Annotated in this window: 25 protein-coding genes; 12 read left to right on the forward strand and 13 right to left on the reverse strand. The window is 36.6% G+C overall.

The features are described 5' to 3' along the window. The first annotated feature begins 46 nt into the window (after nt 1-46). On the forward strand, nt 47-1,495 hold the full coding sequence (locus B4F31_RS15035; protein WP_093304601.1) for a PAS domain-containing sensor histidine kinase: 1,449 nt from the start codon (nt 47-49) through the stop codon (nt 1,493-1,495). An 18-nt stretch (nt 1,496-1,513) separates the two neighbouring features. Beyond that, entirely contained in the window at nt 1,514-1,936 is a 423-nt protein-coding gene (locus B4F31_RS15040) for a response regulator (RefSeq protein WP_075325216.1), read from the forward strand. Here B4F31_RS15040 and B4F31_RS15045 read toward each other — a convergent pair whose 3' ends face one another. The 6 genes from B4F31_RS15045 to gdhA form a co-directional block, all read right to left on the reverse strand. Next, complete coding sequence (locus B4F31_RS15045) at nt 1,937-2,560, reverse strand: lipoprotein signal peptidase (protein WP_075325217.1); 624 nt, start codon at nt 2,558-2,560, stop codon at nt 1,937-1,939. A gap of 166 nt (nt 2,561-2,726) precedes the next feature. After that, nucleotides 2,727-3,110: a TraR/DksA family transcriptional regulator gene (locus B4F31_RS15050; protein WP_075325218.1), complete on the reverse strand. Its 384-nt coding sequence runs from the start codon at nt 3,108-3,110 to the stop codon at nt 2,727-2,729. A gap of 5 nt (nt 3,111-3,115) precedes the next feature. Then, a complete protein-coding gene (gene ileS, locus B4F31_RS15055) occupies nt 3,116-6,517 on the reverse strand; it encodes an isoleucine--tRNA ligase (protein ID WP_286761679.1) in 3,402 nt (1,133 codons plus the stop codon). A 145-nt stretch (nt 6,518-6,662) separates the two neighbouring features. Beyond that, the gene (locus B4F31_RS15060) at nt 6,663-9,068 is read right to left on the reverse strand and encodes a TonB-dependent receptor (protein ID WP_075325220.1); all 2,406 of its coding nucleotides are present in this window, start codon (nt 9,066-9,068) and stop codon (nt 6,663-6,665) included. Beyond that, complete coding sequence (gene recO, locus B4F31_RS15065) at nt 9,069-9,788, reverse strand: DNA repair protein RecO (RefSeq protein WP_093304607.1); 720 nt, start codon at nt 9,786-9,788, stop codon at nt 9,069-9,071. A gap of 83 nt (nt 9,789-9,871) precedes the next feature. Then, on the reverse strand, nt 9,872-11,215 hold the full coding sequence (gene gdhA, locus B4F31_RS15070; RefSeq protein WP_075325222.1) for an NADP-specific glutamate dehydrogenase: 1,344 nt from the start codon (nt 11,213-11,215) through the stop codon (nt 9,872-9,874). A 203-nt stretch (nt 11,216-11,418) separates the two neighbouring features. Here gdhA and B4F31_RS15075 point away from each other — a divergent pair, with 203 nt between their 5' ends. After that, nucleotides 11,419-12,198: a THC0290_0291 family protein gene (locus B4F31_RS15075; protein WP_075325223.1), complete on the forward strand. Its 780-nt coding sequence runs from the start codon at nt 11,419-11,421 to the stop codon at nt 12,196-12,198. Here the strand turns inward: B4F31_RS15075 and pncA are convergent. The 4 genes from pncA to B4F31_RS15095 are packed head-to-tail and all read right to left on the reverse strand — an operon-like array spanning nt 12,185 to nt 15,358. Continuing rightward, the gene (gene pncA / locus B4F31_RS15080; RefSeq protein WP_286761680.1) at nt 12,185-12,796 is read right to left on the reverse strand and encodes a bifunctional nicotinamidase/pyrazinamidase; all 612 of its coding nucleotides are present in this window, start codon (nt 12,794-12,796) and stop codon (nt 12,185-12,187) included. The two genes, B4F31_RS15075 and pncA, sit on opposite strands and share 14 nt — an antisense overlap. A gap of 2 nt (nt 12,797-12,798) precedes the next feature. Then, nucleotides 12,799-14,202: a nicotinate phosphoribosyltransferase gene (locus B4F31_RS15085; RefSeq protein WP_075325225.1), complete on the reverse strand. Its 1,404-nt coding sequence runs from the start codon at nt 14,200-14,202 to the stop codon at nt 12,799-12,801. Nucleotides 14,203-14,214: 12 nt separating this feature from the next. Then, entirely contained in the window at nt 14,215-14,742 is a 528-nt protein-coding gene (locus tag B4F31_RS15090; RefSeq protein ID WP_286761681.1) for a macro domain-containing protein, read from the reverse strand. Nucleotides 14,743-14,794: 52 nt separating this feature from the next. Then, nucleotides 14,795-15,358 (reverse strand): PAS domain-containing protein, encoded by a 564-nt coding sequence (locus B4F31_RS15095; RefSeq protein WP_286761682.1) that lies wholly within the window; start codon nt 15,356-15,358, stop codon nt 14,795-14,797. Nucleotides 15,359-15,680: 322 nt separating this feature from the next. On the opposite strand from B4F31_RS15095, the gene B4F31_RS15100 reads away from it, so the two are divergent. From B4F31_RS15100 to B4F31_RS15115, 4 genes are all read left to right on the forward strand, one after another. After that, complete coding sequence (locus B4F31_RS15100) at nt 15,681-16,268, forward strand: HupE/UreJ family protein (RefSeq protein ID WP_075325227.1); 588 nt, start codon at nt 15,681-15,683, stop codon at nt 16,266-16,268. Between the two features lie 64 nt (nt 16,269-16,332). Beyond that, on the forward strand, nt 16,333-16,764 hold the full coding sequence (locus B4F31_RS15105; RefSeq protein ID WP_075325228.1) for a deoxycytidylate deaminase: 432 nt from the start codon (nt 16,333-16,335) through the stop codon (nt 16,762-16,764). After that, nucleotides 16,761-18,347 carry a S41 family peptidase gene (locus B4F31_RS15110; RefSeq protein WP_286761683.1) on the forward strand — a complete coding sequence of 529 codons (1,587 nt, stop codon included), beginning with the start codon at nt 16,761-16,763 and terminating at the stop codon, nt 18,345-18,347. The genes B4F31_RS15105 and B4F31_RS15110 overlap by 4 nt, the downstream gene beginning before the upstream one ends. Before the next feature lie 12 nt (nt 18,348-18,359). After that, nucleotides 18,360-18,662, forward strand: coding sequence for a hypothetical protein (locus B4F31_RS15115; protein ID WP_075325230.1), 303 nt, complete (start codon nt 18,360-18,362; stop codon nt 18,660-18,662). Here the strand turns inward: B4F31_RS15115 and B4F31_RS15120 are convergent. Genes B4F31_RS15120 through B4F31_RS15130 form a run of 3 tightly spaced genes read right to left on the reverse strand, consistent with a single transcriptional unit; the run spans nt 18,657 to nt 20,039 of the window. Further along, nucleotides 18,657-19,262, reverse strand: a complete 606-nt coding sequence (locus B4F31_RS15120) for an FAD-dependent oxidoreductase (RefSeq protein ID WP_286761684.1) — start codon at nt 19,260-19,262, stop codon at nt 18,657-18,659. The two genes, B4F31_RS15115 and B4F31_RS15120, sit on opposite strands and share 6 nt — an antisense overlap. 1 nt (nt 19,263) lies before the next feature. Further along, complete coding sequence (locus B4F31_RS15125; RefSeq protein WP_075325232.1) at nt 19,264-19,461, reverse strand: hypothetical protein; 198 nt, start codon at nt 19,459-19,461, stop codon at nt 19,264-19,266. Continuing rightward, nucleotides 19,458-20,039 carry a MarC family protein gene (locus B4F31_RS15130; RefSeq protein WP_075325233.1) on the reverse strand — a complete coding sequence of 194 codons (582 nt, stop codon included), beginning with the start codon at nt 20,037-20,039 and terminating at the stop codon, nt 19,458-19,460. The genes B4F31_RS15125 and B4F31_RS15130 overlap by 4 nt, the downstream gene beginning before the upstream one ends. Before the next feature lie 320 nt (nt 20,040-20,359). On the opposite strand from B4F31_RS15130, the gene B4F31_RS15135 reads away from it, so the two are divergent. The 5 genes from B4F31_RS15135 to B4F31_RS15155 all read left to right on the forward strand — a co-directional run bounded on the left by B4F31_RS15135 (nt 20,360) and on the right by B4F31_RS15155 (nt 23,959). Continuing rightward, nucleotides 20,360-21,016 (forward strand): hypothetical protein, encoded by a 657-nt coding sequence (locus B4F31_RS15135; protein WP_286761685.1) that lies wholly within the window; start codon nt 20,360-20,362, stop codon nt 21,014-21,016. A 152-nt stretch (nt 21,017-21,168) separates the two neighbouring features. Continuing rightward, entirely contained in the window at nt 21,169-21,732 is a 564-nt protein-coding gene (locus B4F31_RS15140) for a DUF3109 family protein (RefSeq protein ID WP_075325235.1), read from the forward strand. Nucleotides 21,733-22,034: 302 nt separating this feature from the next. After that, on the forward strand, nt 22,035-22,856 hold the full coding sequence (locus B4F31_RS15145) for a DUF4412 domain-containing protein (RefSeq protein ID WP_093304613.1): 822 nt from the start codon (nt 22,035-22,037) through the stop codon (nt 22,854-22,856). An 11-nt stretch (nt 22,857-22,867) separates the two neighbouring features. Continuing rightward, entirely contained in the window at nt 22,868-23,224 is a 357-nt protein-coding gene (locus B4F31_RS15150) for a DUF4870 domain-containing protein (protein WP_286761686.1), read from the forward strand. Nucleotides 23,225-23,227: 3 nt separating this feature from the next. After that, nucleotides 23,228-23,959 carry a hypothetical protein gene (locus tag B4F31_RS15155; protein ID WP_286761687.1) on the forward strand — a complete coding sequence of 244 codons (732 nt, stop codon included), beginning with the start codon at nt 23,228-23,230 and terminating at the stop codon, nt 23,957-23,959. Nucleotides 23,960-23,986: the final 27 nt, after the last annotated feature.

The raw sequence follows: 23,986 nt of genomic DNA on the forward strand, positions 1-23,986 counted from the left end.
AATTAGGAAGTATTCTGTTATTTTTAACAAAACTTTCGCCCCTTTAATGCTAAACGACCTTCAATTAAACAGCATTCTTGAAGATTTTGATATCGCCTACTGGAAGATCAATCTTCTCAACAAAGAGGTGAGCTGGTCCGAACATTTTGATACACTTGTGGGGAATCCCATTTTTTCTGAATCTCATTTTGAATATTTTTTAAAGGAAATTCTGCACCAGGATTATCGCTACGATTTCAGACTTTATTTTGATAAACTTACCGAAGAAAATGAAGCTTTTAGCATAGAGCTTAAACTGAAACTTAATAATGGTAAATATCGCTGGTTCGAATGCCGAAACTTAAAGAATAAAGAAAATAATAAGGAAACCGCAGTACTTCTTTTTGTAAACATTCATCAAAATAAACGCGACCAATATACTATTGAAGAAAACTTCTTTTATTATCACGAAACCGCACAAATGACCAATACCGGGGGTTGGTATATAGACACCCAGAACAAGAATATTTATTGGGATAATGTGACAAAAAAGATAATTGGATGCCCCCTGGATTATCAACCACCCTACAATGAACATTTAAGATTTTATGCGCCCGAGGAACATCAGGAAGTAACTTCAGCATTTGATAAATGTGAGAAATATGGAATTCCGTTTAAGGTTGAACTAAAAATGCGGAATCTCTATAACAAAGATTTCTGGGTTCGCGCCACCGGAAAACCCGTTTATAACGAAGACCAGGATATTATTGGAATTCGGGGTGTTTTTCAGGATATAAACGATCAGAAAATAAACGAATTGAATTTACAGAATTCTCTAGACCTTGTTGCTACCCAAAATTCCCGTTTATTCAATTTTGCACATATTGTCTCCCACCACCTACGCTCCCATAGCAGTAACCTGTGTCTAATTGTTGAATTACTAAAAGACGCCAAAACCGATAAAGATAAAATTGAATTAATTCCTAATGTAGCCGATATTTCTGAAAATCTGGATTTAGCTATAAATGAGCTTAATGAAATTGTAAATAAACAAACGGTTTTAGGAAAAGAACGCCGAATTGTTTCTTTCGAAAAAGCCCTAAGTGGGGTAATGGCTTCAACTTCTTCATTAATTAATCGGGAAAATGCAAAAATCGTAGCTGAATTTCACGCCCTAAAAGAAATTAGCTATATACCTGAATATCTTGAAAGTATTTTACTAAATTTAATTACAAATGCCATTAAATATAAACATCCGGGTAGAAAACCGGTAATTTATATTCAAACCTATTTGAAGAATGAAACTCCTTTTTTGGAGGTTAGTGATAATGGTTTGGGCATTGACCTGGATCAATATGGTGACAAGATGTTTGGGATGTATAAAACCTTTCATGAGAACCTGGATTCCCGTGGTATTGGCCTTTTTATTACAAAAAATCAAGTGGAAACACTTGGGGGTACAATCTCGGTAACCAGCACTGTAGATGTAGGCACTACATTTAAAATTAAATTTTAAAAAATTAAACTAATTCTCATGGGGCAAAAAGTAGAATTGGCGTGTATTATTGACGATGATAAGATATACGTTAACCTGGTTAAGAAGATTATTGAAATTAAAAAACTTTCTAACAATCTTCTCATTTTTAAAAACGGTATGGAAGCTTTAGATCATTTTAAGTTGATTCTTGAAAACGCTACCGAAGATAGACTTCCCGATATTATTTTCCTGGATATCAATATGCCTGTTATGGATGGCTGGGAGTTTCTAAATGAATTTATTAAAATTAAGAATAACTTTGAGAAGAAGATCACACTTTATGTGGTAAGTTCTTCAATAGATCCGCGAGATTTGGAACGCGCAAAATCTATTAATTTGGTGACCGATTATCTAATTAAGCCAATAGAATTAAAGAAATTCGAAAAGATTTTTGATAGAAACGGAAACGCAGCCGCTTAGTTAGTTACTTGCTTTAGCCTCTTCCTCTTCTTTTGGAAAAGCTCGTTTATTAAAAAGCAGCAGTAAAATTACGCCCGCACTAATTGCGGTATCGGCTATATTGAATACCGGTTCAAAGAATGTGAAGTAATTTCCGCCCCAGAAAGGAATCCATTCGGGCAAATTGCCCTGCCATAATGGGAAGTAAAGCATATCTACCACCTTACCGTGAAATAAGGTACCATAGCCACCTTCTGCCGGCATAAATTCGGCTACCTGCCCATAGCTGCCATTAAAAACAATTCCGTAGAAAACAGAGTCTATAATATTCCCAAAAGCTCCTGCGAAAATTAAAGCTATTGCGGTGATTAAGATTCTTGAACCATTTTTTCTAACCGAATCCCACAACCAGTAACCAATACCAACAATGGCCACCAATCTAAAAAGCGTAAGGAAAAGTTTTCCGTATTCTCCCGGGATCTTGGTTCCCCAGGCCATTCCTTCATTTTCTACAAATAAAATTCTGAACCAATCAAAAACCGGTACTTCTTCGCCAAGCGAAAAATTTGTTTTGATATAAAATTTTGAAATTTGGTCTATTAAAAGAACCAAAACGATAATAATACCCGCTTTTTTTAAGGACATGAACTCTGTGGAATTTAAAACGCCGCTAAAATACTAATATTATTTAGTTTTTACCCGGCTAAAAATCAGCTTCTGGGAAGCATTTTTTAAATTTTATAATCTTAAAATAAAAGCGCCCCCAGGCACAAGCAAAGGGGCGCTATAAATTTTGAGTAACAGAAAATATTTATTTCTGCATGTTTTTAGCCTCAATACTTAAAGTAGCGTGTGGCACCAATTTTAAACGCTCTTTAGCGATTAATTTTCCGGTTACACGGCATATTCCGTATGTTTTGTTTTCAATCCTTGTTAAAGCATTTTTTAGGTCGCGGATAAATTTTTCCTGCCTAATAGCTAATTGAGAATTGGCTTCCTTACTCATAGTTTCGCTTCCTTCTTCAAAAGCTTTAAATGTAGGAGCAGTATCATCTGTACCGTTGTTTCCATCATTTTTATAAGCATTTTCGTAAATTTCCAATTGCTCCTGTGCCTTCGCGATTTTGCCTTTAATCAGGGCCTTAAACTCAGCTAATTCGGCATCGCTATACCGTTCTTTTACTTCAGTTGCCATAATTTCTAATGTTTTTTAATAAACATTTTGGTAGTAATATCGTCAAAAGCAACCTCGGCTCCTTCAGTTACCACCTCTGCAAATTCGAGACTTGCAGTTAATGTTTCATTTTTAATATAGGTTATATTTTGGTTAACGGCATCCTCGACAATACCGTCCTTTTGTAGGGTCACATCAATAGTATCGGTAACTTCAAAGCCAGAATCTTTTCTCATATTCTGTATCCTGTTTACCAATTCCCTGGCAATTCCTTCCTTTTTTAATTCTTCAGAGATACTAACGTCTAAAGCTACGGTAATATTACCACTACTTGCCACTAGCCAGCCTTCAATATCCTGGGAAATAATTTCTACTTCTTCAGAAGCTAATTTAACCATTTCTCCGTTAAGATTTATCGCAATATTGCCTTCTCGCTCTATCTTTGAAATATCTTCAGGAGTTAATTTATTTATCTCGTTGACTACCAGCTTCATATCCTTTCCAAATCTTGGGCCAAGAACCTTAAAGTTTGGTTTTATTTGCTTTACAAGTAAGCCTGAAGCATCATCTATAAGCTGAAGTTCTTTTACGTTTACTTCAGATTTTATCAAGTCCTCAACCGCCTGAATTTCTTCACGTTGCTGCTCGTCAAGCACCGGAATCATTACTCTCTGCAACGGTTGTCTTACTTTTATCATCTCCTTTTTTCTAAGCGATAATACCAATGAAGAAATAGTTTGAGCCTTCTCCATTTTTCGCTCTAAAGATTTATCAACAAACTTATCATCATACTTTGAAAATTCAGCCAAATGTACCGATTCAAAGTTTTCTTTTTGTGTACTCTTGTTTAAGTCTTTGTAAAGCCTATCCATAAAGAACGGCGCCACCGGTGCACCCAGTTTGGCCACTTCAACTAAACAGGTATAAAGCGTTTGATATGCTGAAATTTTATCTTGCTGGTAATCGCCTTTCCAGAATCTTCTTCTACTTAAACGCACAAACCAGTTACTAAGGTTTTCCTGAACAAATTCTGAAATTGCCCGGGTTGCCCTGGTGGGTTCATAATCGGCATAAAATTTATCTACTTTCTCAATTAAAGTATGTAATTCTGAAAGGATCCAACGATCTATCTCGGGTCTTTCTTCCAAAGGAATATCATCCTCTTTATAGGTGAAATTATCAATATTCGCATATAAAGTGAAGAAAGAATAAGTGTTATAAAGCGTACCGAAAAATTTACGACGCACCTCAGCAATTCCTTCAATATCAAATTTTAAGTTATCCCATGGATTGGCGTTAGAGATCATATACCAACGCGTAGCATCTGGGCCGAAAGCCGCCAATGTTTCAAAAGGATCTACCGCGTTTCCAAGACGTTTAGACATTTTTTGTCCGTTTTTATCTAAAACAAGTCCGTTAGAAACTACGTTTTTATAAGCTACATCATCAAAAATCATTGTAGCGATAGCGTGCAGGGTATAAAACCAGCCTCTGGTTTGGTCAACACCTTCGGCTATGAAATCGGCCTGACGTTCTCCTTCTTCTACTTTTTCCTTATTTTCAAAGGGATAATGCCACTGCGCATAAGGCATAGAACCAGAATCGAACCATACATCTATAAGATCGGCTTCACGTTTCATTGGCTTGCCGGAATCTGAAACTAACGTGATTTCATCTACCACATTTTTATGAAGATCTACCAGATCGTAGTTTTCTTCACTCATATTTCCGGGTTCAAAACCTTCAAAAATATCTTTATCCATCAAGCCGGCTTTAACCGACTTCGCCATTTCTTCTTTCAATTCTGCAATAGAACCAATAAGCTTTTCCTCTTTCCCTTCTTCGGTTCTCCAAATTGGCAAGGGAATTCCCCAATAACGACTTCTGGATAAATTCCAGTCATTCGCATTGGCCAGCCAATTTCCAAAACGGCCTTCGCCAGTAGATTTTGGTTTCCAGTTAATGCCTTTATTCAATTCGTGCATGCGCTCCTTGAATTCGGTTACTTTTATGAACCAGGAATCCAACGGATAGTATAAAATAGGTTTATCGGTTCTCCAGCAATTTGGATAGCTGTGAACATATTTTTCTACTTTAAAAGCACGATTTTCTTCTTTTAGTTTTATAGCAAGTTCAACATCTACAGATTTCTCTGGCGCCTGCCCTTCGTCATAATATTCGTTCTTCACATACTTCCCGGCAAATTCACCCATCTCCGGTCTAAATTTACCCTGTAGATCTACCAGCGGAACAAGGTTCCCATTTTCATCTTTCACCAATAATGGCGGAACTTGAGGTGTAGCCTGTTTCGCTACCAACGCATCGTCTGCACCAAAAGTTGGCGAAGTATGCACAATTCCGGTACCGTCTTCTGTAGTCACAAAATCTCCAGCAATTACACGGAAAGCATTTTCAGGATTTTCTGCAGGTAATGCATACGGCAACAACTGCTCGAATTTTATCCCAACCAGATCCTTTCCTGTGAAAGTTTCCCCGATTAAAAATGGGATCTTTTTATCACCTTCGTTATAAGCTTTAAGTTCCTCTTCGGTTTCAACTTCTGTAAACTTTTTATCAAACTGAGCCTTAACCAGCGCCTTCGCAACCAAAATAGTGATTGGCTCAAAAGTATACTGATTATAAGTTTTTACTGAAACATATTCAATTTTTGGCCCTACGGTTAATGCAGTATTAGAAGGCAAAGTCCACGGGGTAGTGGTCCAGGCGATTAAAAATGCGCCTTCCAAATCCTTTTCAACCGAAGCTGCTGAAGCATCAGTAATTTTAAACATTGCCGTAACAGTGGTATCGGTCACATCCTGGTAAGTCCCAGGTTGGTTGAGTTCGTGAGAACTTAGTCCCGTTCCTGCTTTTGGAGAATATGGCTGAATGGTGTAACCTTTGTAAATAAGGTCTTTTTTATAAATTTCAGAAAGCAGCCACCAAACTGTTTCCATATATTTTGATTTATAGGTAACGTATGGATCTTCCATATCTACCCAATAACCTATTTTTTCGGTAAGGTCGTTCCACACATCGGTGTAACGCATTACCGCATTTTTACAGGCTTCGTTATATTTTTCTACGGAAATTTTGGTCCCAATATCTTCTTTGGTAATCCCAAGTTCTTTTTCTACACCAAGTTCTACCGGGAGACCGTGCGTATCCCAACCTGCTTTACGTTTTACCTGATATCCTTTTTGGGTTTTATAACGACAAAAAATATCCTTAATAGCTCGCGCCATTACGTGGTGAATTCCCGGAAGCCCGTTCGCAGAAGGTGGCCCTTCAAAAAACACAAACGGTTCTTTGCCTTCCCGTGTAGAAACGCTTTTTTCAAAAATATCGTTCTCCTTCCAGTAACTTAAGATTTCCTCAGCTACTTTTGGTAAGTCAAGTCCTTTATATTCAGGGAACTTATTGCTCATTTTTTCAAAATTTCCAATGAGTCGCGAAAATAATCAAATTTAAGAAAAGAGTGCGATAGAAAAACGGAAAAAGCTAACCCAAAAGAAATTGAAATGAAATAAACCCAGAAAGATTTTTAAAAGCCTTGAGAATTACGAAAAAGGATTAAAAACTATACCTCAGCGCTAAAATTAAATTCCTACCTGCAGCGGCGATTCCCGAGGAATAAGTTCGGTAACGCTGGTCGGTAATATTTTCTAAGGAAGCGGTTGCCAGCAAGTTTTTGCTAAACTCGTATTGTCCTGTTAAATTTAGGCTATACCAGGAAGGTGAATATGGATTTCCATTATCGTCTATGGCGTATAAATAGGCTTTGCCCTGTTCTGAAGGCGCAAGATCTTCATAATCGAATTGCCCATTATATTCAGCAAAAAGATCGAATTTCAGTCTTTTTTTGTGCCATATTAAATGTGTATTTCCAAATACAGGAGCTGCGTGGCGTAATGCCGCGGTAGAACCATCTTCCTGCTCTTCTTTTCCTTCAGTAATACTTATTTGGGAACTGAATCTTAGCGCGACAGATAAATCAATTTCTATCCCACTCTCAAAACCATAAACATGCGCTTTCGCTGTGTTCTGAATCGCCTGCACACGGCTTGGCTCTCCCTGGTAATCTATTTCGGTTTCTCCATTTAAGTTGAAATCCCTGCGTACCATAGCGTCATTCAAATACGTATAAAATGCGGTCGCGATAAAACTGATATTTTCGGCAGGTTTCCAGTCAAAACCAAGTTCACTGCTGTAGGCATATTCCGGTTTTAAATCTGGATTTGGCACTACAACAGCGCCCGGTTCAGAATCGAAAATTTTACCCATATCATCTATATTAGGAGCTCTAAATGCAGTTGAAAGATTTAATCGCCACCCAATAAACCTGTTTTGCTGCCAGTTAATTCCCGCGCTCCCGGTTAAGGCACCGGTATTAATATTGGCTTTCTGAAATGGAAAATCATATAAATTCTCATCAAAATCAGCATTCACCAGAATATGATTATACCGAAGTCCAGATTGAAAAGAAAGATCTTTCTGGATTTTCCATTGATAAGTGGTATAAGCGGCGATTGACTGCCAAGTGGAAGCATCTGGATATCGTGACGCAGTGATATTTTCTTCTTCAGTTAAAATATTTTCTGTAAATCCTGTAGAATTTACTTTATTAAAAACATACTCGGCGCCATAAAATAACCGGCTTTCTTCAAAAGTCTTTTCAAAATCAAAATTCACCGAATATGCATCTACATTTTCTTTGGTGTTGTATAACCAATCCTCCCCAAAATCACGGTTATGCCTGCTTTCTTCAAAAAATTGGTAAGCGGTGGTCATCTGGGCCTTATCATACAAAGATCCGTGGCCTTTTTTATTGATCTTAAAATTACCCATAAACCACTCCTGAGGACCATAATACCATTCTGCTGATCGCAATTCAGCATCGCGCTTTCTATAAAGCCTGTCAAATCTTGGAAAATCTGATGTGGTAGAATAGATAAGTCCGAGGTTAAGATCCCAGTCTTTATGCGGCATAAATTTAACCTTCTGCAGTAAATTTATTTGATTATAGCCGGTTGGTTTTTGCACCTGTGGGTTATCATTAGAAACAATTAGATCTTCCCCATTTCTTCGCACGGCATATTCATTTCGCAAATATTCATCAGGTCCATGAGATCCCATTCTTAAATCATCGAAATCTGAAAAGCTAATACTGCTTAAAAAAGCCCAGTTCTCCAGGCCTATATTAACATCGGCGTGTACGGTTTTTTCATTATTGGCAGAAGCGTAACGGGAATAAGCGCTCCCGGAAACCGAAGTTTCATTAGTAAATGAAAATTTTGGTTTCAAAGTATAGAAATTCATCACCCCGCCAACGGCATCACTTCCATAAACCACCGATCCCGGACCAAGAATTACCTCGGTATTTTCTACCGCCAAGGGATCTATTGAGATGATATTTTGAAGATTTCCGCTTCTAAAAATCGCAGTATTCATTCTCACGCCATCTACCGTAATTAACAATCTGTTTGTTGAAAAACCACGAATCATAGGGCTTCCGCCACCTAACTGGCTTTTTTGAACAAAAACCTGCCCGCTGCTTTCTAAAAGATCGGCTGAAGTTTGCGGGCTCGCCATAATAATATCTTTAGCTGAAAAACTGACTATTTTCTGCGGAATTTCATCTTTATTCATTTCAAATTTTGCCACTGAAAGCACCACCTGCTCCAACTCGTTATCATTCCCATTTAGATAAACTGTATTCTGGTTTTGGATAATCTGGGATTTCTTTAAACTTTTATTGGAATAGTTTACGTGAGAAAAATGTATAATTTCCTCCATTTCGAATGCTGAAATATCGGCTTCCCCATCAAAATTGGTAAGCTCACTTTTAGATTTATTCGCATTGTAAATAGCCACGCTGGCAAGTGGCTCATGGCTTTCTTCATCTAAAACCTGTATCTGCTGGGCGTAGATACTATTAACCATAAAAAAAAGGAGTATTACTCCTGTGAGACTTCGCATTTAGCTAAAAATTTCGTTAAGTACGGCGAGTGATTTTGGTTTTTTAAAACCTTCAATATGCAACTCGTAATACAAAAGCAACATATTTAAAAAATTAGACCGACTTTGCTGATTCAACTTTACTTCGTTGAGAGCATCAAAATTTATGCCTAATAACTGGCGTAGAATAGTGATATTTTGGCCTTCTATACAATAATTATTGATACTGTTCATTTCAAAAACGCCATCTAAAAGATTAAAGTAAGGAAGCTCTTTAGATGCCGAATCAGGATAAAATCCCAAATAGCGCGTTAAGTTTAGTAAAAATAAAAGATGAAAATTGGCGATTTTATCGTGCAAATCTAACCACATTAGTGAATTTTCAAGATAATTAAATAACTGTGGATTGGTTTCTTCTTCCCTAATAGCGTTTTTTAAAACTTCAGCCAAAAACATAAGCATCGCGCCTTTTACCATGTTGGTATGAAGGCTGGTATAAGTGTGTAATACCTTTGCATCTTTAAGGTATTCCATTTTTCCCTGGTTGCGGTGGTTTGCAACAATTTCTAACTGGGTAAGCAGCTGAAACTGGGAAGCTTTGAACTTTCCTTTTTTAGATTTAAGCACTCCCTTAAGCATATAGGTTTTTAAGCCATCACTATAAGTATAGGCTTTCACAATCAAATCGGCCTCGCCGTATTTTAAAGCACTAATTACAATGGCCGGAGTGGTAACAAGCATTCCTTAACAATTATTTCTTCCCGAAGATAATTAAAAAAGGCCGCCCAAAAAGCGACCTTAATTTAATTCTATTTAGAAAGTAATTAAACTACTCCCTGTGCAAGCATAGCATCGGCAACTTTCACGAAACCGGCAATATTTGCTCCTTTCACGTAATCTATATAACCATCTTCTTCCTTTCCAAACTCAACACAACGATCGTGAATATCGTTCATAATCGCGTGTAATTTTTGGTCTACTTCTTGTGAAGTCCAGTTATATCGCATAGAATTTTGGCTCATTTCTAAACCAGAAGTGGCAACACCACCAGCATTAGAAGCTTTACCAGGCGAGAATAAAATTCTTGCTTCCTTAAACACCTCTACAGCATCTGGGGTACACGGCATATTCGCACCTTCGCCCACGCACATACAACCATTTTCAATTAACTTCTCAGCATCAGCTTTTTGAAGTTCGTTTTGCGTAGCACAAGGAAGCGCTACATCACATTTCACACTCCATGGTGTTTCTCCTTCATAATATTTAGCTGAAGGATATTGATCTACATATTCACTTATTCTACCACGTCTAACATTTTTAAGATCCATGATAAACTGAAGCTTTTCTGAATCAATTCCGGCTTCATCATAAATATAACCTCCAGAATCACTCATTGTTAAAATCTTCGCTTTAAATTCCAGGGCTTTTTCTGCAGCATATTGCGCCACATTTCCAGATCCTGAAACCACTACCGTTTTACCTTCAAGAGATTCATTGCGTGTTTTAAGCATATTTTGTGCAAAATATACATTCCCGTAACCGGTAGCTTCAGGACGAATAAGAGACCCACCGTAAGAGAGTCCTTTCCCGGTTAAAATGCCGGTAAATTCGTTTTGTAATCTTTTATACTGGCCAAACATATAACCAACTTCACGAGCGCCAACGCCTATATCTCCCGCAGGAACATCGGTATTTGCACCTATATGGCGATAAAGTTCTGTCATAAAACTCTGGCAAAAACTCATTACTTCATTATCTGATTTTCCTTTTGGATCAAAATCAGATCCTCCTTTTCCACCACCCATTGGTAAAGTGGTAAGGCTGTTTTTAAATACCTGCTCAAAAGCAAGAAATTTAAGGATACTAAGGTTTACGGAAGGGTGAAAACGCAAACCACCTTTGTAAGGTCCAATGGCTGAATTCATTTGAATTCTAAACCCGCGATTCACCTGAATATTACCTTCATCATCTAACCAGGAAACCCTGAACATAATAACACGTTCCGGCTCTACCATACGCTCTAAAAGTTGCATATTCTGGTACTTTTTATTCTCTTCTATAAAGGGAATAATAGTCTCAGCAACTTCGTGCACGGCCTGCATGAATTCGGGTTCATTTTGATTCCGTTTTGATACTTTATCGAGGAAATCCTGAATATTTTGTTCCATATTATGTGATACTTCAAATAGTTTATAAAAAAAGCTGTGTTTTGTACTGCAAATATATGAGTTCTATAAAAAACGACCTCAAATTTTTATCTTTTCATATAAAATTAACGTCTTACTTTCAGCGTTTTATAGAGCGAATATTTTATCTAATTTTTTGTTAAAGTAGTTTTTATATATTTGTTGCATCCTCCCAAGCTGGTACTATGCATAATTGCAAGATATTTATAGCTCTTTTAGTTTTTACATTATTCTTTCAGGGAAAGAGTTATGCCCAGTTTGGTATTGCACACGAAATTGGCGTTAAGGCCGGTCCAGCTTCATTTTTTACCGATTATGGGGAACGCTGGAATGTTAGAAATAACCTTAATAACGCGGGCTATGGCATTGGGATTTCCCATTATATGAACTTTGCCTATAAAACCGACTGTCACTACTCACAGGCGGCTTCTTTTTTTACCAATCATTTTAGAATAAGAAATGAACTGGATTATTTTTACTCTAAATTAGAACATTATGGTCCTGTAGCCAGCAAACCAACCCTGGGCGGACAATTATTACGCGCTATGCACGGGGAAAGTGAAATTATTGAAGGGGGAATTCATTTGGAATATCACCCTTTTCGCATTCGGGATTTTACGCATTCGGGTTATATGTTTTCTCCTTATATAAGCCTGGGCGGGCATTTTGTTTCTTATAAAGCTGATGCCTATTCTGATTTAGGTTCTTTGCAAAATCCTAAAAATGTTTTCCCAACTTTTATTGGCGGAATGGATTTTGACCGTGGCAGCACTTATTCTATAATTGGCGGACTTGGTTTACGCTACCGCCTGGGATTTAGACACGATCTTTTAATTGAAGCCCGGGGACAATATTACGGTAGCGACTGGCTTGACGGATTAAATATTGACGCGCCTCAAAATAAATTCAACGATTATATATTTTGGGTGAATGTTGGCTATGTTTATTATATCAACTTTCAATAGCATTTGAAGAAATAATTCTACCACCCAATTCTTTTAATTCTACTTTAGCTTTTTTAAAATCTCCCGCGTTTAGCGCGCGTGTAGCATCCTCTATTATGGTCGCTTTAAAACCTTCTTTAATTGCATCTTTAGCGGTAAAATGCACACAAATTTCAGCAGCAAGTCCGCAAAAATAAAGGTCTTTTGCATTTTTTTCTTTTAAATACCCAGAAAGCCCGGTGGATTTTAAATGCTGATTATCGTAAAAAGCACTGTAGCTGTCTATTTCTGGATTGGTGCCTTTTCTAAAAATGGCTTCAATTTTTGAAGTTTTTAAATCCTTATGAAACTCGGCGCCATCGGTATTTTGCACACAATGCTCTGGCCACATTACCTGCTCTATTCTTTTAAGATCAATAGTTTCAAACTCCTTTTTTCCTTTGTGGCTACTGGCAAAACTGGCGTGGCCGTTTGGATGCCAATCCTGGGAAGCAATTATTAAATCAAAGCTTTCCTGAATTTTATTGATCACCGGGATAATTTCATCTCCATTAGGTACAGCAAGCGAGCCACCTGGCATAAAATCGTTTTGAGGATCTATAATAATCAAAGTTTTCATAACTAATTTTTAAAAGATGCTATTAATTTATCACGTTCGGCTTTTAATGCTTCACTAATTCCCACTTTATATATATGCGGATTGTTAAAACGCTTATATTCTATAGAAAGTTCAGCCAGACGGTTTTTACTATATTCCGCGATTTCCTGAAGCGATTTCTTTTCCAGTTTATTCTTCCCGTTTTCCATAACCGGTTTCAACAATGCTTCTTTTTCTAAACCATCAACTTTCATTTGTTTATAAGGCTCAAAAGGATGAATCATATTTTTAATATTATCTTCTTCAAAAAGAGCCACCAAATCTCCGCCCACGCAGTTGCCTTCAGTATCTCTTAAACGATATACCTGTTTTTTATGCGGAAGCGTAACCTTTACAATACTTTCTGAAATTTTGATTCTTGGTTTTCCGTTGGAATAAGCCAGTTTGTAAACTCCGTCTAAAGCAGCATCAGGACTTCCAATAACAAGATTGGTTCCCACACCAAAAACATCTATCCTGGCGCCTTGTTCCAGCAAACTTTTAATTACATTTTCTTCTAATTGATTGGAAGCTGCAATTTTCACGTAATCGAGTCCGGCTTCGTCCAGCATTTTTCTGCTTTGCTTAGAGAGATAAGCTAAATCTCCACTATCTAGCCTAATAGCCATCAATTTTTCGCCGCGATCTTCCATTTCCTTTGCAACTGTAATCGCGTTGGGTACACCGCTTTTAAGCGTATCGTAAGTATCTACCAGCAGAACACAATCTTTTGGCCTACCCTCAGCAAAATCCCTAAATGCGGTGATTTCATCATCATAACTCTGAATAAAAGAATGGGCCATGGTTCCCGAAACCGGAATATTAAAATCTCTACCGGCAATTACATTACTGGTCCCGTTAAAACCCCCAATAATTGCGGCACGGGTGGCGTAATACCCTCCGGGTCCCTGCGCTCTTCTTAAACCGAAATCCAGTAAAGTTCTTTCTCCAGAAACCAGTTTAATTCGGCTGGCTTTAGTAGCTATTAAAGTTTGAAAATTGAGTAAATTAAGTAGTATGGTTTCAATAATTTGCGCTTCAATAATATTGGCTTCTACCTGCAAAATAGGCCGTGTGGGAAACACCACGTCCCCTTCCTGAACCGAATAAATATTTCCGTGGAATTTAAAATCTTTGAGATACTGCAGGAAATCATCATCAAAATCCTGTTTTTTAAGGTACTCCAGGTCTTTATCGTTGAATTTTAAATTTTCAATGATCTTCAGTAAATCCTGAAGTCCGGCAAAAATCGCGTACCCACCGTTATAAGGAAGTTTTCTGAAATAATAATCAAAAATTGCGGTATGGTCTTTTTGGCCCTTTTTAAAATACACCTGCGACATCGCCAGTTGATACTGATCGGTATAAGTAGCGGAGAAATCTAGCATAGCTTGGTTGGTTTACATTTCAGCAAGCATAGTTTCGTAAATCTCGAGATCTGCTTCACTGAATAGCACAAATTTAAGCTTTTGCAAGTGTTTAAGTTTAGGGATTTCGGCTAAAATTGTATTAAAACTGATCTTTGTCGCTTCTTTTATAGGGTAACCAAAAGCGCCGGTAGAAATTGCAGGAAAGGCAACAGACTTTACTTTCTTCTCTTCTGCTCGTTTTAAAACATTTTTATAGCAGTTTTCCAGCAGCTTATTTTCAGGCTTATCTTTACCGTAAACCGGCCCTAAACTATGAATTACATACTTATTGGGTAAATTATAAGCGCCGGTAATTACTGCTTCGCCGGGAGCGATAGGTGCAAGAGGTTTGCATTCTTCATAAAGTTTTGGGCCGGCAGCACGATGAATTGCCCCTGCAACGCCACCTCCAGTGGTGAGTTGTGCATTGGCAGCATTTACCACAGCTTCCACATTGGGTAGATTAGCTATATCTCCTTGAAAAACTTCAATTTCAATATTCTGGATGGTTTTTTTCATAACTCTGATTTCTTATTCAGAAATTACAAAAATTTAATAAAAGACGAAAGGTTTAGGCCTGCCGCTCCAGGGCTAAATAATGAGTGGTTCTGTCATTTATCAAGGGAATAACGCTAATCTCGCACTTATAAGGAGTTTTATCTTTTTTATAGTTTACCAAAACTTCAGTAAAAGGTTCGTCACGTGACAATTTGTGTTTAATTCGGTTTAAAACAGCCCTATCGGTTTCTTTTCCTTGTAAAAAATGAGGTGTTTTATTTATCGCAAATTTGCTGCTATAACCAGTCATATCAGTAAAACCTTCACTCACCCACTGGATTTTAGCTTCCTGATTTGTTAAAACCAAAGCATCAAAAGATTTGTTTTGAAACACTTCTTTCCAGTTGTTTTTCCAATCGAATTTTTTGGCTAATTTTTTAAACGACTTAATTGCTTTTTCCTGTTTTAAATTTAATAATTGCGCTGCAAAATGCTCGTTATAAATATCCCAGCTGCGAAGAGGCATCACCTTAATATCAGAAACAGTAATTTCGTCTTCAATTTCTTCATATTCTTCCTGGCTTAAAGAGGAAAGATAAATATCAAGACACTGCATATTCATTAGATTCTTCTTCATAGTCTTTTTTTAGCGGTGAACAAATTCAGGTTTTATTTCGCAATCTATTTAACAAACAAAACTACCTAAAATCTTATTCAACACTCTTTAAATCAACGTTAATGTTGAGTTTTTAGAAGAAATACCTCAACAATTAACAAACGTCTATTATCATTATTTCATGTGAAACCACAAGAAGTGTTAATTTTCTAAAAAAATCTTCTCAAAAAACGGCTCATAAAATGTCATTTTATAACGCATTTGGGCTTAAAACTAAGAGCCGCAAAAGCTTTTGCAATATTCTGAATAAGTTGTACTTTCGGGTTTTTCTAATATTTTTGATATGTCCCAATTCTGGCTGTACTTTAGATTAGGTCTGGAACACGTTCTTGACTGGCAGGCTTACGACCATATTTTATTTCTTATTGTACTTGTTGCCGCTTACACCTTTAGCAGCTGGAAACGAATTCTATGGCTGGTAACCCTATTTACAATTGGCCACACCTTAGCTTTATTTCTTTCGGTTTATGAAATTGTAAAAGTAGATTCAGCCTGGGTAGAATTGTTAATTCCTATTACAATTATTCTCACAGCTCTTTACAATATTATCACAGCAAGTAAAAAAGAACGTAATAAAAATCATAATCCGTTATATTTTACAACGGTTTTCTTCGGCTTAATTCATGGACTTGGATTTTCTTCATATTTTAAAATGGTGGCTTCAAATACAGAAAGCAAATTTCTACCACTTTTAGAATTCGCACTTGGTATAGAAGCTGCGCAGGTTATTGTAGTTATTGCTGTAATAATTCTTGGTTTTATTGCCCAAAATATCTTCTCGGTTTCCAAAAGGGACTGGATCTTAGTAACTTCAGCCATAGTAATTGGTATTATTTTACCAATTCTCCAGGAAAATTTTCAGGCTATTTAATAAATTAGTGAATTAAAAATAAGACGAAAAATTTCGTCTAAAAAAGCCGCATTATAGTGCTAATATGGATAAGAAAAAACAATTAAAGTACGATAAGGCATATTTGAGAATTGCCCGCGAATGGAGTAAATTATCGCATTGTAAAAGAAAGCAGGTTGGCGCAGTTATTGTAAAAGATAGAATGATAATTTCTGATGGTTACAACGGCACTCCAACAGGATTTGAAAATTATTGTGAAGATGACGAAGGTTACACAAAATGGTACGTGCTGCACGCTGAAGCCAATGCTATTTTAAAAGTTGCAGGATCTACGCAATCCTGTAATGGCGCAACACTTTATATCACAATGTCTCCCTGTAAAGAATGCAGTAAATTAATTCACCAGGCAGGAATTACCAGGTTGGTTTATCATATAGATTATAAAGATAATTCCGGACTGGATTTTCTTGAAAAAGCAGGGGTCACCCTTGAACAAATTAACGATTTAGAAGATTGAATACCAGGCAAAAAATATTAATTCCTATTCTTCTTGCTACAGCTTGCGCCGCCGGCGTTTTGCTGGGCGGAAAACTGGATTTTTCTTCTTCTGATGCCCTTTTTTCTTCAAATCCCAAAAAACAAAAACTCAACCGACTTATAGACTACATTGACTATGAGTATGTAGACGATGTAAATACCGATAGTATTGTAGATATTACGGTTAATAGAATTCTTGAAAATCTTGATCCGCATTCGGTATATATTCCAAAAGAAGAATATGCCGGCGTAGTAGAAAATATGCAGGGCGATTTTGTAGGCATTGGGGTTAGTTTTTATAACGTTAACGATACCGTAGTGGTAATACAGGCTTTGGAAGGCGGCCCCAGTGAAAAAATAGGAATTCGCGGTGGCGACCGTATTTTATATGCCGATGGCACTCCCCTTTTTAATAAAGATATTACTAACGATTCGCTTACAAAACACCTAAAAGGAGAAGAAGATTCTCGCGTAACACTTAAAGTTAAAAGAAAAGGAATCAAGGATTTACTCACCTTTAAAGTGAAGCGGGGCCGTGTACCGCTAAAAAGTGTAGATGCCGCTTATATGTTATCGCCAGATTTAGGTTATATTAAAGTGAACAGGTTTTCTGAAACTACCTATAAAGAATTTCAAAACGCCTTGAAAAAGCTCAAGAAAGAAGGCGCTAATCAAATAGCCTTGGACCTTAGAGACAATCCTGGCGGTTATCTTTCAGAAGCGATTAAGATTGTAGACGAATTCCTGGAAGACGATAAATTAATTCTTTACACCAAAAATAAAAGCGGCTCGGTTGAAGAAACTTTTTCCCGAAGAAAAGGTCTTTTAGAGAATGGAGATCTTTTTGTTCTTATTAATGAAAATTCAGCTTCGGCAAGTGAAGTCGTGGCCGGCGCACTACAGGATAACGACCGCGGTACCATTGTAGGTCGTAGGTCTTACGGTAAAGGCCTTGTGCAACGTGAAATGGATTTGGGCGATGGTAGCGCGGTAAGATTAACCATTGCACGATATTACACCCCAACGGGCCGTTCTATACAAAAGCCATATGATAACGGTAATGAGAGCTATTTTAAAGATTATATGCGACGCTATAAAAATGGGGAGCTCAATAGCGCCGACAGCATAAATGTAGATGATTCACTTAGGTACGAAACACCTAAAGGAAAAGTGGTTTATGGCGGCGGAGGGATAATTCCCGATGTGTTTATTCCGCAAGACAGTGATAATGAAAGAAACAATATAAAGCTTCTTTTACACGGCGGGTATATAAGTCGGTTTATATTTAATGTCCTCGAAGAAAACCGTACTTTTTACAATAATGTAAAGCGGGAAGAGTTTGATGAAAAAGTTACAATCTCTAACGAAATGGTGCAGGATTTTGTAAGATTTGTTGGAAATGGAAATATTAGGCTTAATGTAAATAACCATACCACTTTATTAAAGCAATATCTAAAAGCGGTAATTGCCCAACAGCTCTACGGCACCACGGCTTTTGAAAAACTAATTAATGAAAATGATCCTGCCATTGAGAAAATTCTTGAATTATCGCAAAAAAATTAATAGCTTGCATGCGTGAGTGCGAATCATGAAAACTTTATAATTTTTTTAACCGTTTCCCCGCTATTTTTCTTCATAATTGCGGTGAGTTTCCGGCTTTTAGATAATAGCGCACTACTCTTTTTACAAAAGGATATTTTGGTTACTTCTGCAAATGTTTCGGTTACTTCTATTAAAAATCAGATTAAAAAAACTCAGGATAAAGAATTCAAAGAGAAATTAAGGCTTGCCCTTCTTTATAGAAGATTGCACCGTACCTGTTTAATTCTAATGCTACTTTCTATTCCTTTGATGGTTACCGGCTATTTTATGCTATAAAAGCTTATCGTGTACTTTCGTATGCTCTCCTTTCCAGAAACTTAAAATATCTGTAGCTACACTTGCACCACTACCACAGGCTATAGAAAATTGACTGCGCCAACCAGCGAGACTACCGGCTACATACAATCCCGGTTTCACTAAATGATCTTCATTTTTTAACTGAATACGGTCTTTAGAAACTTTAGCTTTTTTATGCGGAATAACTTCCTCTTCCAAACCTTTAATTCTAAAAGGACTGGTGTAACCTGTTGCCAGCACTACATTTTCGGCTTCGTATGTATTTTTGTTGGTAATTACACTGAAACCTTCAGCTATAGGAATAATCTCTTTTACTTTTTCTTTCGCTAATTGTTGAATTTCAGGATATTGTTCTTCCAAATGTAGAATTCCATCTTTTAGAATTTGTTGTCCTGAAGTTCCCGGCACAACTCCCAAAATATTATTTAAGAGCGCCGAATTTAAATGCGAAGCTTTTTGGTGAGTAAGCAAGCCTACCTTTTTATTGGTAATAATATTATTCTGCAGTGCAGATCCTAAGATAAGTGCGCAAGACATTCCTGCCGCGCCACCGCCAATAATAAGAACATCAAATTTCATATTAAGAATTATGCTTTTTCGCAATACTTCTGGAGGTTAATAAAATCCCCATAAGAATAATTACGCAAAGGCTTCCAACAATAACCAGTACAGCGGTTGCGCTATCGCCTTTTAAAAGATCATCAAAATTTAAAACAGTTGCGCTGTAACCAATTATGACTACAGCTAAAAAAATTACGGTATAAATAAATAACTTCATGAAAATAAACTCTGAATGTTTGTGGCGAATAATTTTACGGCAATAGCCAGCAAAATTACGCCGAATACTTTTCTAATTACACTAATTCCCTGGCTACCTAAAACTTTCTCCATTTTGGTAGAAGATTTTAGTACCACGTATACAAAGATAATATTGATAAGTATAGCTACAATGATATTTACCGTTTCATATTCTGCCTGAAGTGAAACCAGGGTAGTAAGTGTACCTGCACCGGCAATTAAGGGAAACGCAAGCGGAACTACAGAAGCGGTTTCGGGTTCATCGTCCTTATAAAGTGTAATTCCTAAAATCATTTCCAGAGCCAGGAAGAACAAGATAAACGCCCCTGCCACGGCAAATGAGTTTACATCTATCCCAATTAAATTCAAAATCTCCTTTCCCACAAACAGGAAAACAATCATAATAATACCTGCGACCACCGAAGCTTTTTCACTTTGAATATGACCTACTTTTCTTCTCAGGTCTATAATAATAGGGATACTTCCAATAATATCAATTACCGCAAAAAGAATCATTCCGGCGGTAAAAATTTGTTTTGCATCGAGTAATTTCCACATAACTCACTTTTTGAAAAATTTTGCGCAAAATTAATTTTTAAAAACACAGCATCAAGGAATTAACAGGTAAAATTTTTATTAAAATTGAGGTGTTCTTTTATAGTGATTTCAACGAAGATTAATTTCAACTTAAAGCGCTAAATATTTTAGATAACATTTGCCAAAAAATACCCATAATCAGGTATTTGAAGCATATTCAAATTAAAATATTTTTATCCTTCCCCACACCCCATTTTCTTAATTCAAGTACTTTTTTTAAGAAATAAGAAGATATTCTTCTAGATATTTTATGTGAATTTTTAAATCCACGAATTTTAAAGATGAAAAGAAGTTTAAATATTCTAATTGTATGTGCAGTTTTGTTCGGTTTTGCAAATCTCCACGCACAGGAAGCTATTTCTATAAATGAAAATTCAGCAAAAGAAAAAAAGCTTAGACCAATAAGAATTGGCGCCAAAATTGGCTTTCCCGTTATTATAGGTGGAAACCTTGAATATGTATCGCCACTTCTTAATCAAAAATTGGCGGTTAGTGTAGATTATTCTAATATAAAGTCTGATTGGCTCGTTGGAGAAGAGCAAGTGGACGCATCTAATAACGACGAACTTAATTACACCTATATAGAAGGCGGATTAAATTATTATTTTTTTAAACCCGGGAGAGGTTTATATGGAGGCTTAAGCTATGGCAATACTAATATTAAAGGAACTGTTCACTATGAAGATTCCAGGGATATTTTAGATGCTTCTCACGGTTCATTGAATATTAAGTTGGGAGCAAAACTAGGTGGTTTATTCTATTTTAGACCTGAAGTGGGTTACTCTTTCTCCTCTTTACCAGACCATGTAGAAGCCATAAAGGTGTATAACGATGGCAGCAGGGAAACTATAAATTTTGAATTTGATTCTGAAGTGAAACCCTATAACTTACTATTTTCTGGGCTCATGGCCAACATAGGGATAGGTTTTGCCTTCTAAAAATTTTGACTTTTCATTCATAAAACCGAATTTTTTAATTTTGATTATCTATTTTTTGAAATTATCGCTGAAAATTTCAGGTTGAAAAAATCATAATAGAAATTTTAGGTAAAACTTTCTAAATCAAACAAGTTAAATTTATATTTGCGGCTATGTTTCAAATAGGAAAAACCATAGTTTCAGAAGAGATCTTAACCAAAGATTTTGTGTGTAACCTTTCGGCTTGCAAAGGTGCTTGCTGTGTAGACGGCGATGCCGGGGCACCGGTAACACCAGAAGAACGTCAAATTCTAGACGAAATTTATCCCAAAGTAAAACCTTATTTGAGACAAAAAGGGATAGATGCCATAGAAAAACAAGGTACCTACATCACTACCGATCTTGACGAAATTGAAACTCCGTTAATAGATGGCGCCGATTGTGCCTACGTTACTTTTGATGATAACGGTATTGCACTCTGCGGAATTGAAGAAGCCTACAACCAGGGGGATATTGATTTTAAAAAACCTATTTCCTGCCACTTATACCCAATTAGGATCCAGGAATACTCAGAATTTTCTGCGGTAAATTATCATAAATGGCAAATTTGTGATGATGCCTGCAGTTTGGGTGCCGAACTTCAGGTACCGGTTTATAAATTCACCAAAGACGCACTTATTAGAAAATTTGGCGAAGATTGGTACAATCAACTCGAAGCAGCCGCTAAAGACCTTTAAATACTGGAATTATTTCTTATCCATTTGATTGGCAGAATATTATTTTAAATATTCTAAAAGATTTCGTATATTCATTTTTTGAATTTCACCCCTAATTTATCCGGTGCTCACCCTCTAAACCGGTATTTAGTTATTCCCCTACATTTTTAAATTTACGCCCCTAACCCTAAGCATTTACTCGATAATCGGGATTTAAATGCTCCGAGGCCTGCCTCGAAAATTAAACAATGGTTTGAATGAATGCCTTGGGCATGGTTCAAGGTAGTTTAGTTACAATTTATTGATAACCTAAAATTTATATTATGAAAAAACTTATTCTATTAGGGTGCTCTCTTTTATTATGTGTTTCTACTACAGAGGCCCAATTTTTAAAGAAATTAAAAGAAAAAGTAGAAAAAAAAGTTGAACATGCAGTGACTGAAAATATTTCTAATAAAGCTGCAAATGAAGCTAACAAGTCTCTCAACAAAATGTGGGAAACCGATCTTAAAAATAGCCCTATCCCAATGGGTGCTAACCGGGTAGATGTTAGTGAAGTTCCGCAATCTTACGATTTTAACTGGGAGTACCAGTTAAATATGGAAACTAAAGATGGCAATGTAGATATGACCTATCTTCTTAAAGAAGATGCACCCTATTTTGGAATGCGGGTGCCGCAAGCCGAAGGTATGTTTATGGTGCTGGATATGGATAGGAAACTTACCGTTATGTACCTCTCTTCAGATGACACTAACTTTATTACCGCCAGTAAAATAAACCTTGACAATACTGAAGAAGAAACTAATCCTTACGAAAATTCAGAATTAAAGAAAATTGGCACAAAAAATATTCTGGGTTATGAATGCCAGGGCTATGAAACCGAAACAAAAGAACACAAGTTTACCTTCTACCTCACCCGGGAAGCTCCTATTAGTTTTGCCAACATGTATAGTGACGAAAAAAGCAATATTCCAAAAGGATGGAATGCAGACTGGCTGGAAGACGGCGATGCCTTAATGATGGAAATGCAAATGCTGGATAAAAATAATCCAGATCACAACACCACTATGCGCTGCACCAGCCTTGAGAAAAAGTCTTTTTCAATAAATAAAGAAAATTATGCTGCCCTGGGCGCATCTAAATAATATATAAGATTATGGAGAATTCAAACACACACCAATCTAACGAAGCGAAAAGTACTTTTGACCCTAAAACCATAGCTATTATTGCCTATTTAACCATTATTGGGCTCGTGGTAGCCTTTGTTTTAAATAACGATAAAAAAGACGAATTTGCAGCATTTCATATTAAACAATCCCTGGGATTGGTAATACTTAGTTTAGGGCTTTTTATTATTGGAATGATCCCAATATTGGGGTGGATTCTAAGTTTTCTCGGTTCAATATTCCTGTTGTATTTATGGATAATGGGGCTTATAAATGCTATTAATCATAAAACAAAACCGGTACCTATGCTTGGGCATCAGTTTGAGAAATGGTTTGCTAATATTTAAAAAATGAAAACTTTAATTATAAACTTAATAGTCTGTTTTCTGTTTAGTTTTAATGCGCTTTCTCAAAATCTAATTGAAACTAAAGTAGAAAACTGGGAATATGGTAGTGCCAAAATCGGAGTGCTGGATTTTATTTCAGGTAGTGTCCAGGAATTTGGTGGTATAGACAACAATGGAAATCTAACTATTGAATTGCAACCAAATTTTCTTCAGAAAATGAAAGCACAAATGGAGAAAGAACAGGAAAAATCTCCTGAAGGTTGGCAGGCATCTTTAAAAACCGTTTCCGGAACTTTCTCTTGCCTATCTGGAGGTTTATCATATAATAATGGAGAAACCAACTTAAGCAGTTTACCAAAACAGCTTGTGGTGTTTAAAGGAGAGAAAGAAATTTTGGGTTTACTTATGCCCGCCTCCAAAAAAGCTATTGCCGATTATTTCTTTACTTACGGTGAAGAAAATAGCGGTACCGGGAAGTACATAGAATGGACTTATCTTGACGAACCGGCTACTGTAAAAGGCACCTGCATTAATACAACTTTCACCCAGGCTCAAAATGAAAGTTTTAAAGCTTCAGAAAATTATTCTTTAGAGCTAAAAAAAGGATGGAATCTTATTGAATACCATATTACTGAAGTTTTTGAAGATTCTTCAGGAAAAATTTATCCTAAAATTACAGAGATACAACAAGTTGAAAATACCCCTTCAGAAATTAACTGGTATTTTTCTTCATAAAAGTAAGATTGTAAATTTACGCCCCCA

The organism is Salegentibacter sp. UBA1130 (assembly GCF_002311535.1).
Lineage (GTDB): Bacteria > Bacteroidota > Bacteroidia > Flavobacteriales > Flavobacteriaceae > Salegentibacter > Salegentibacter agarivorans.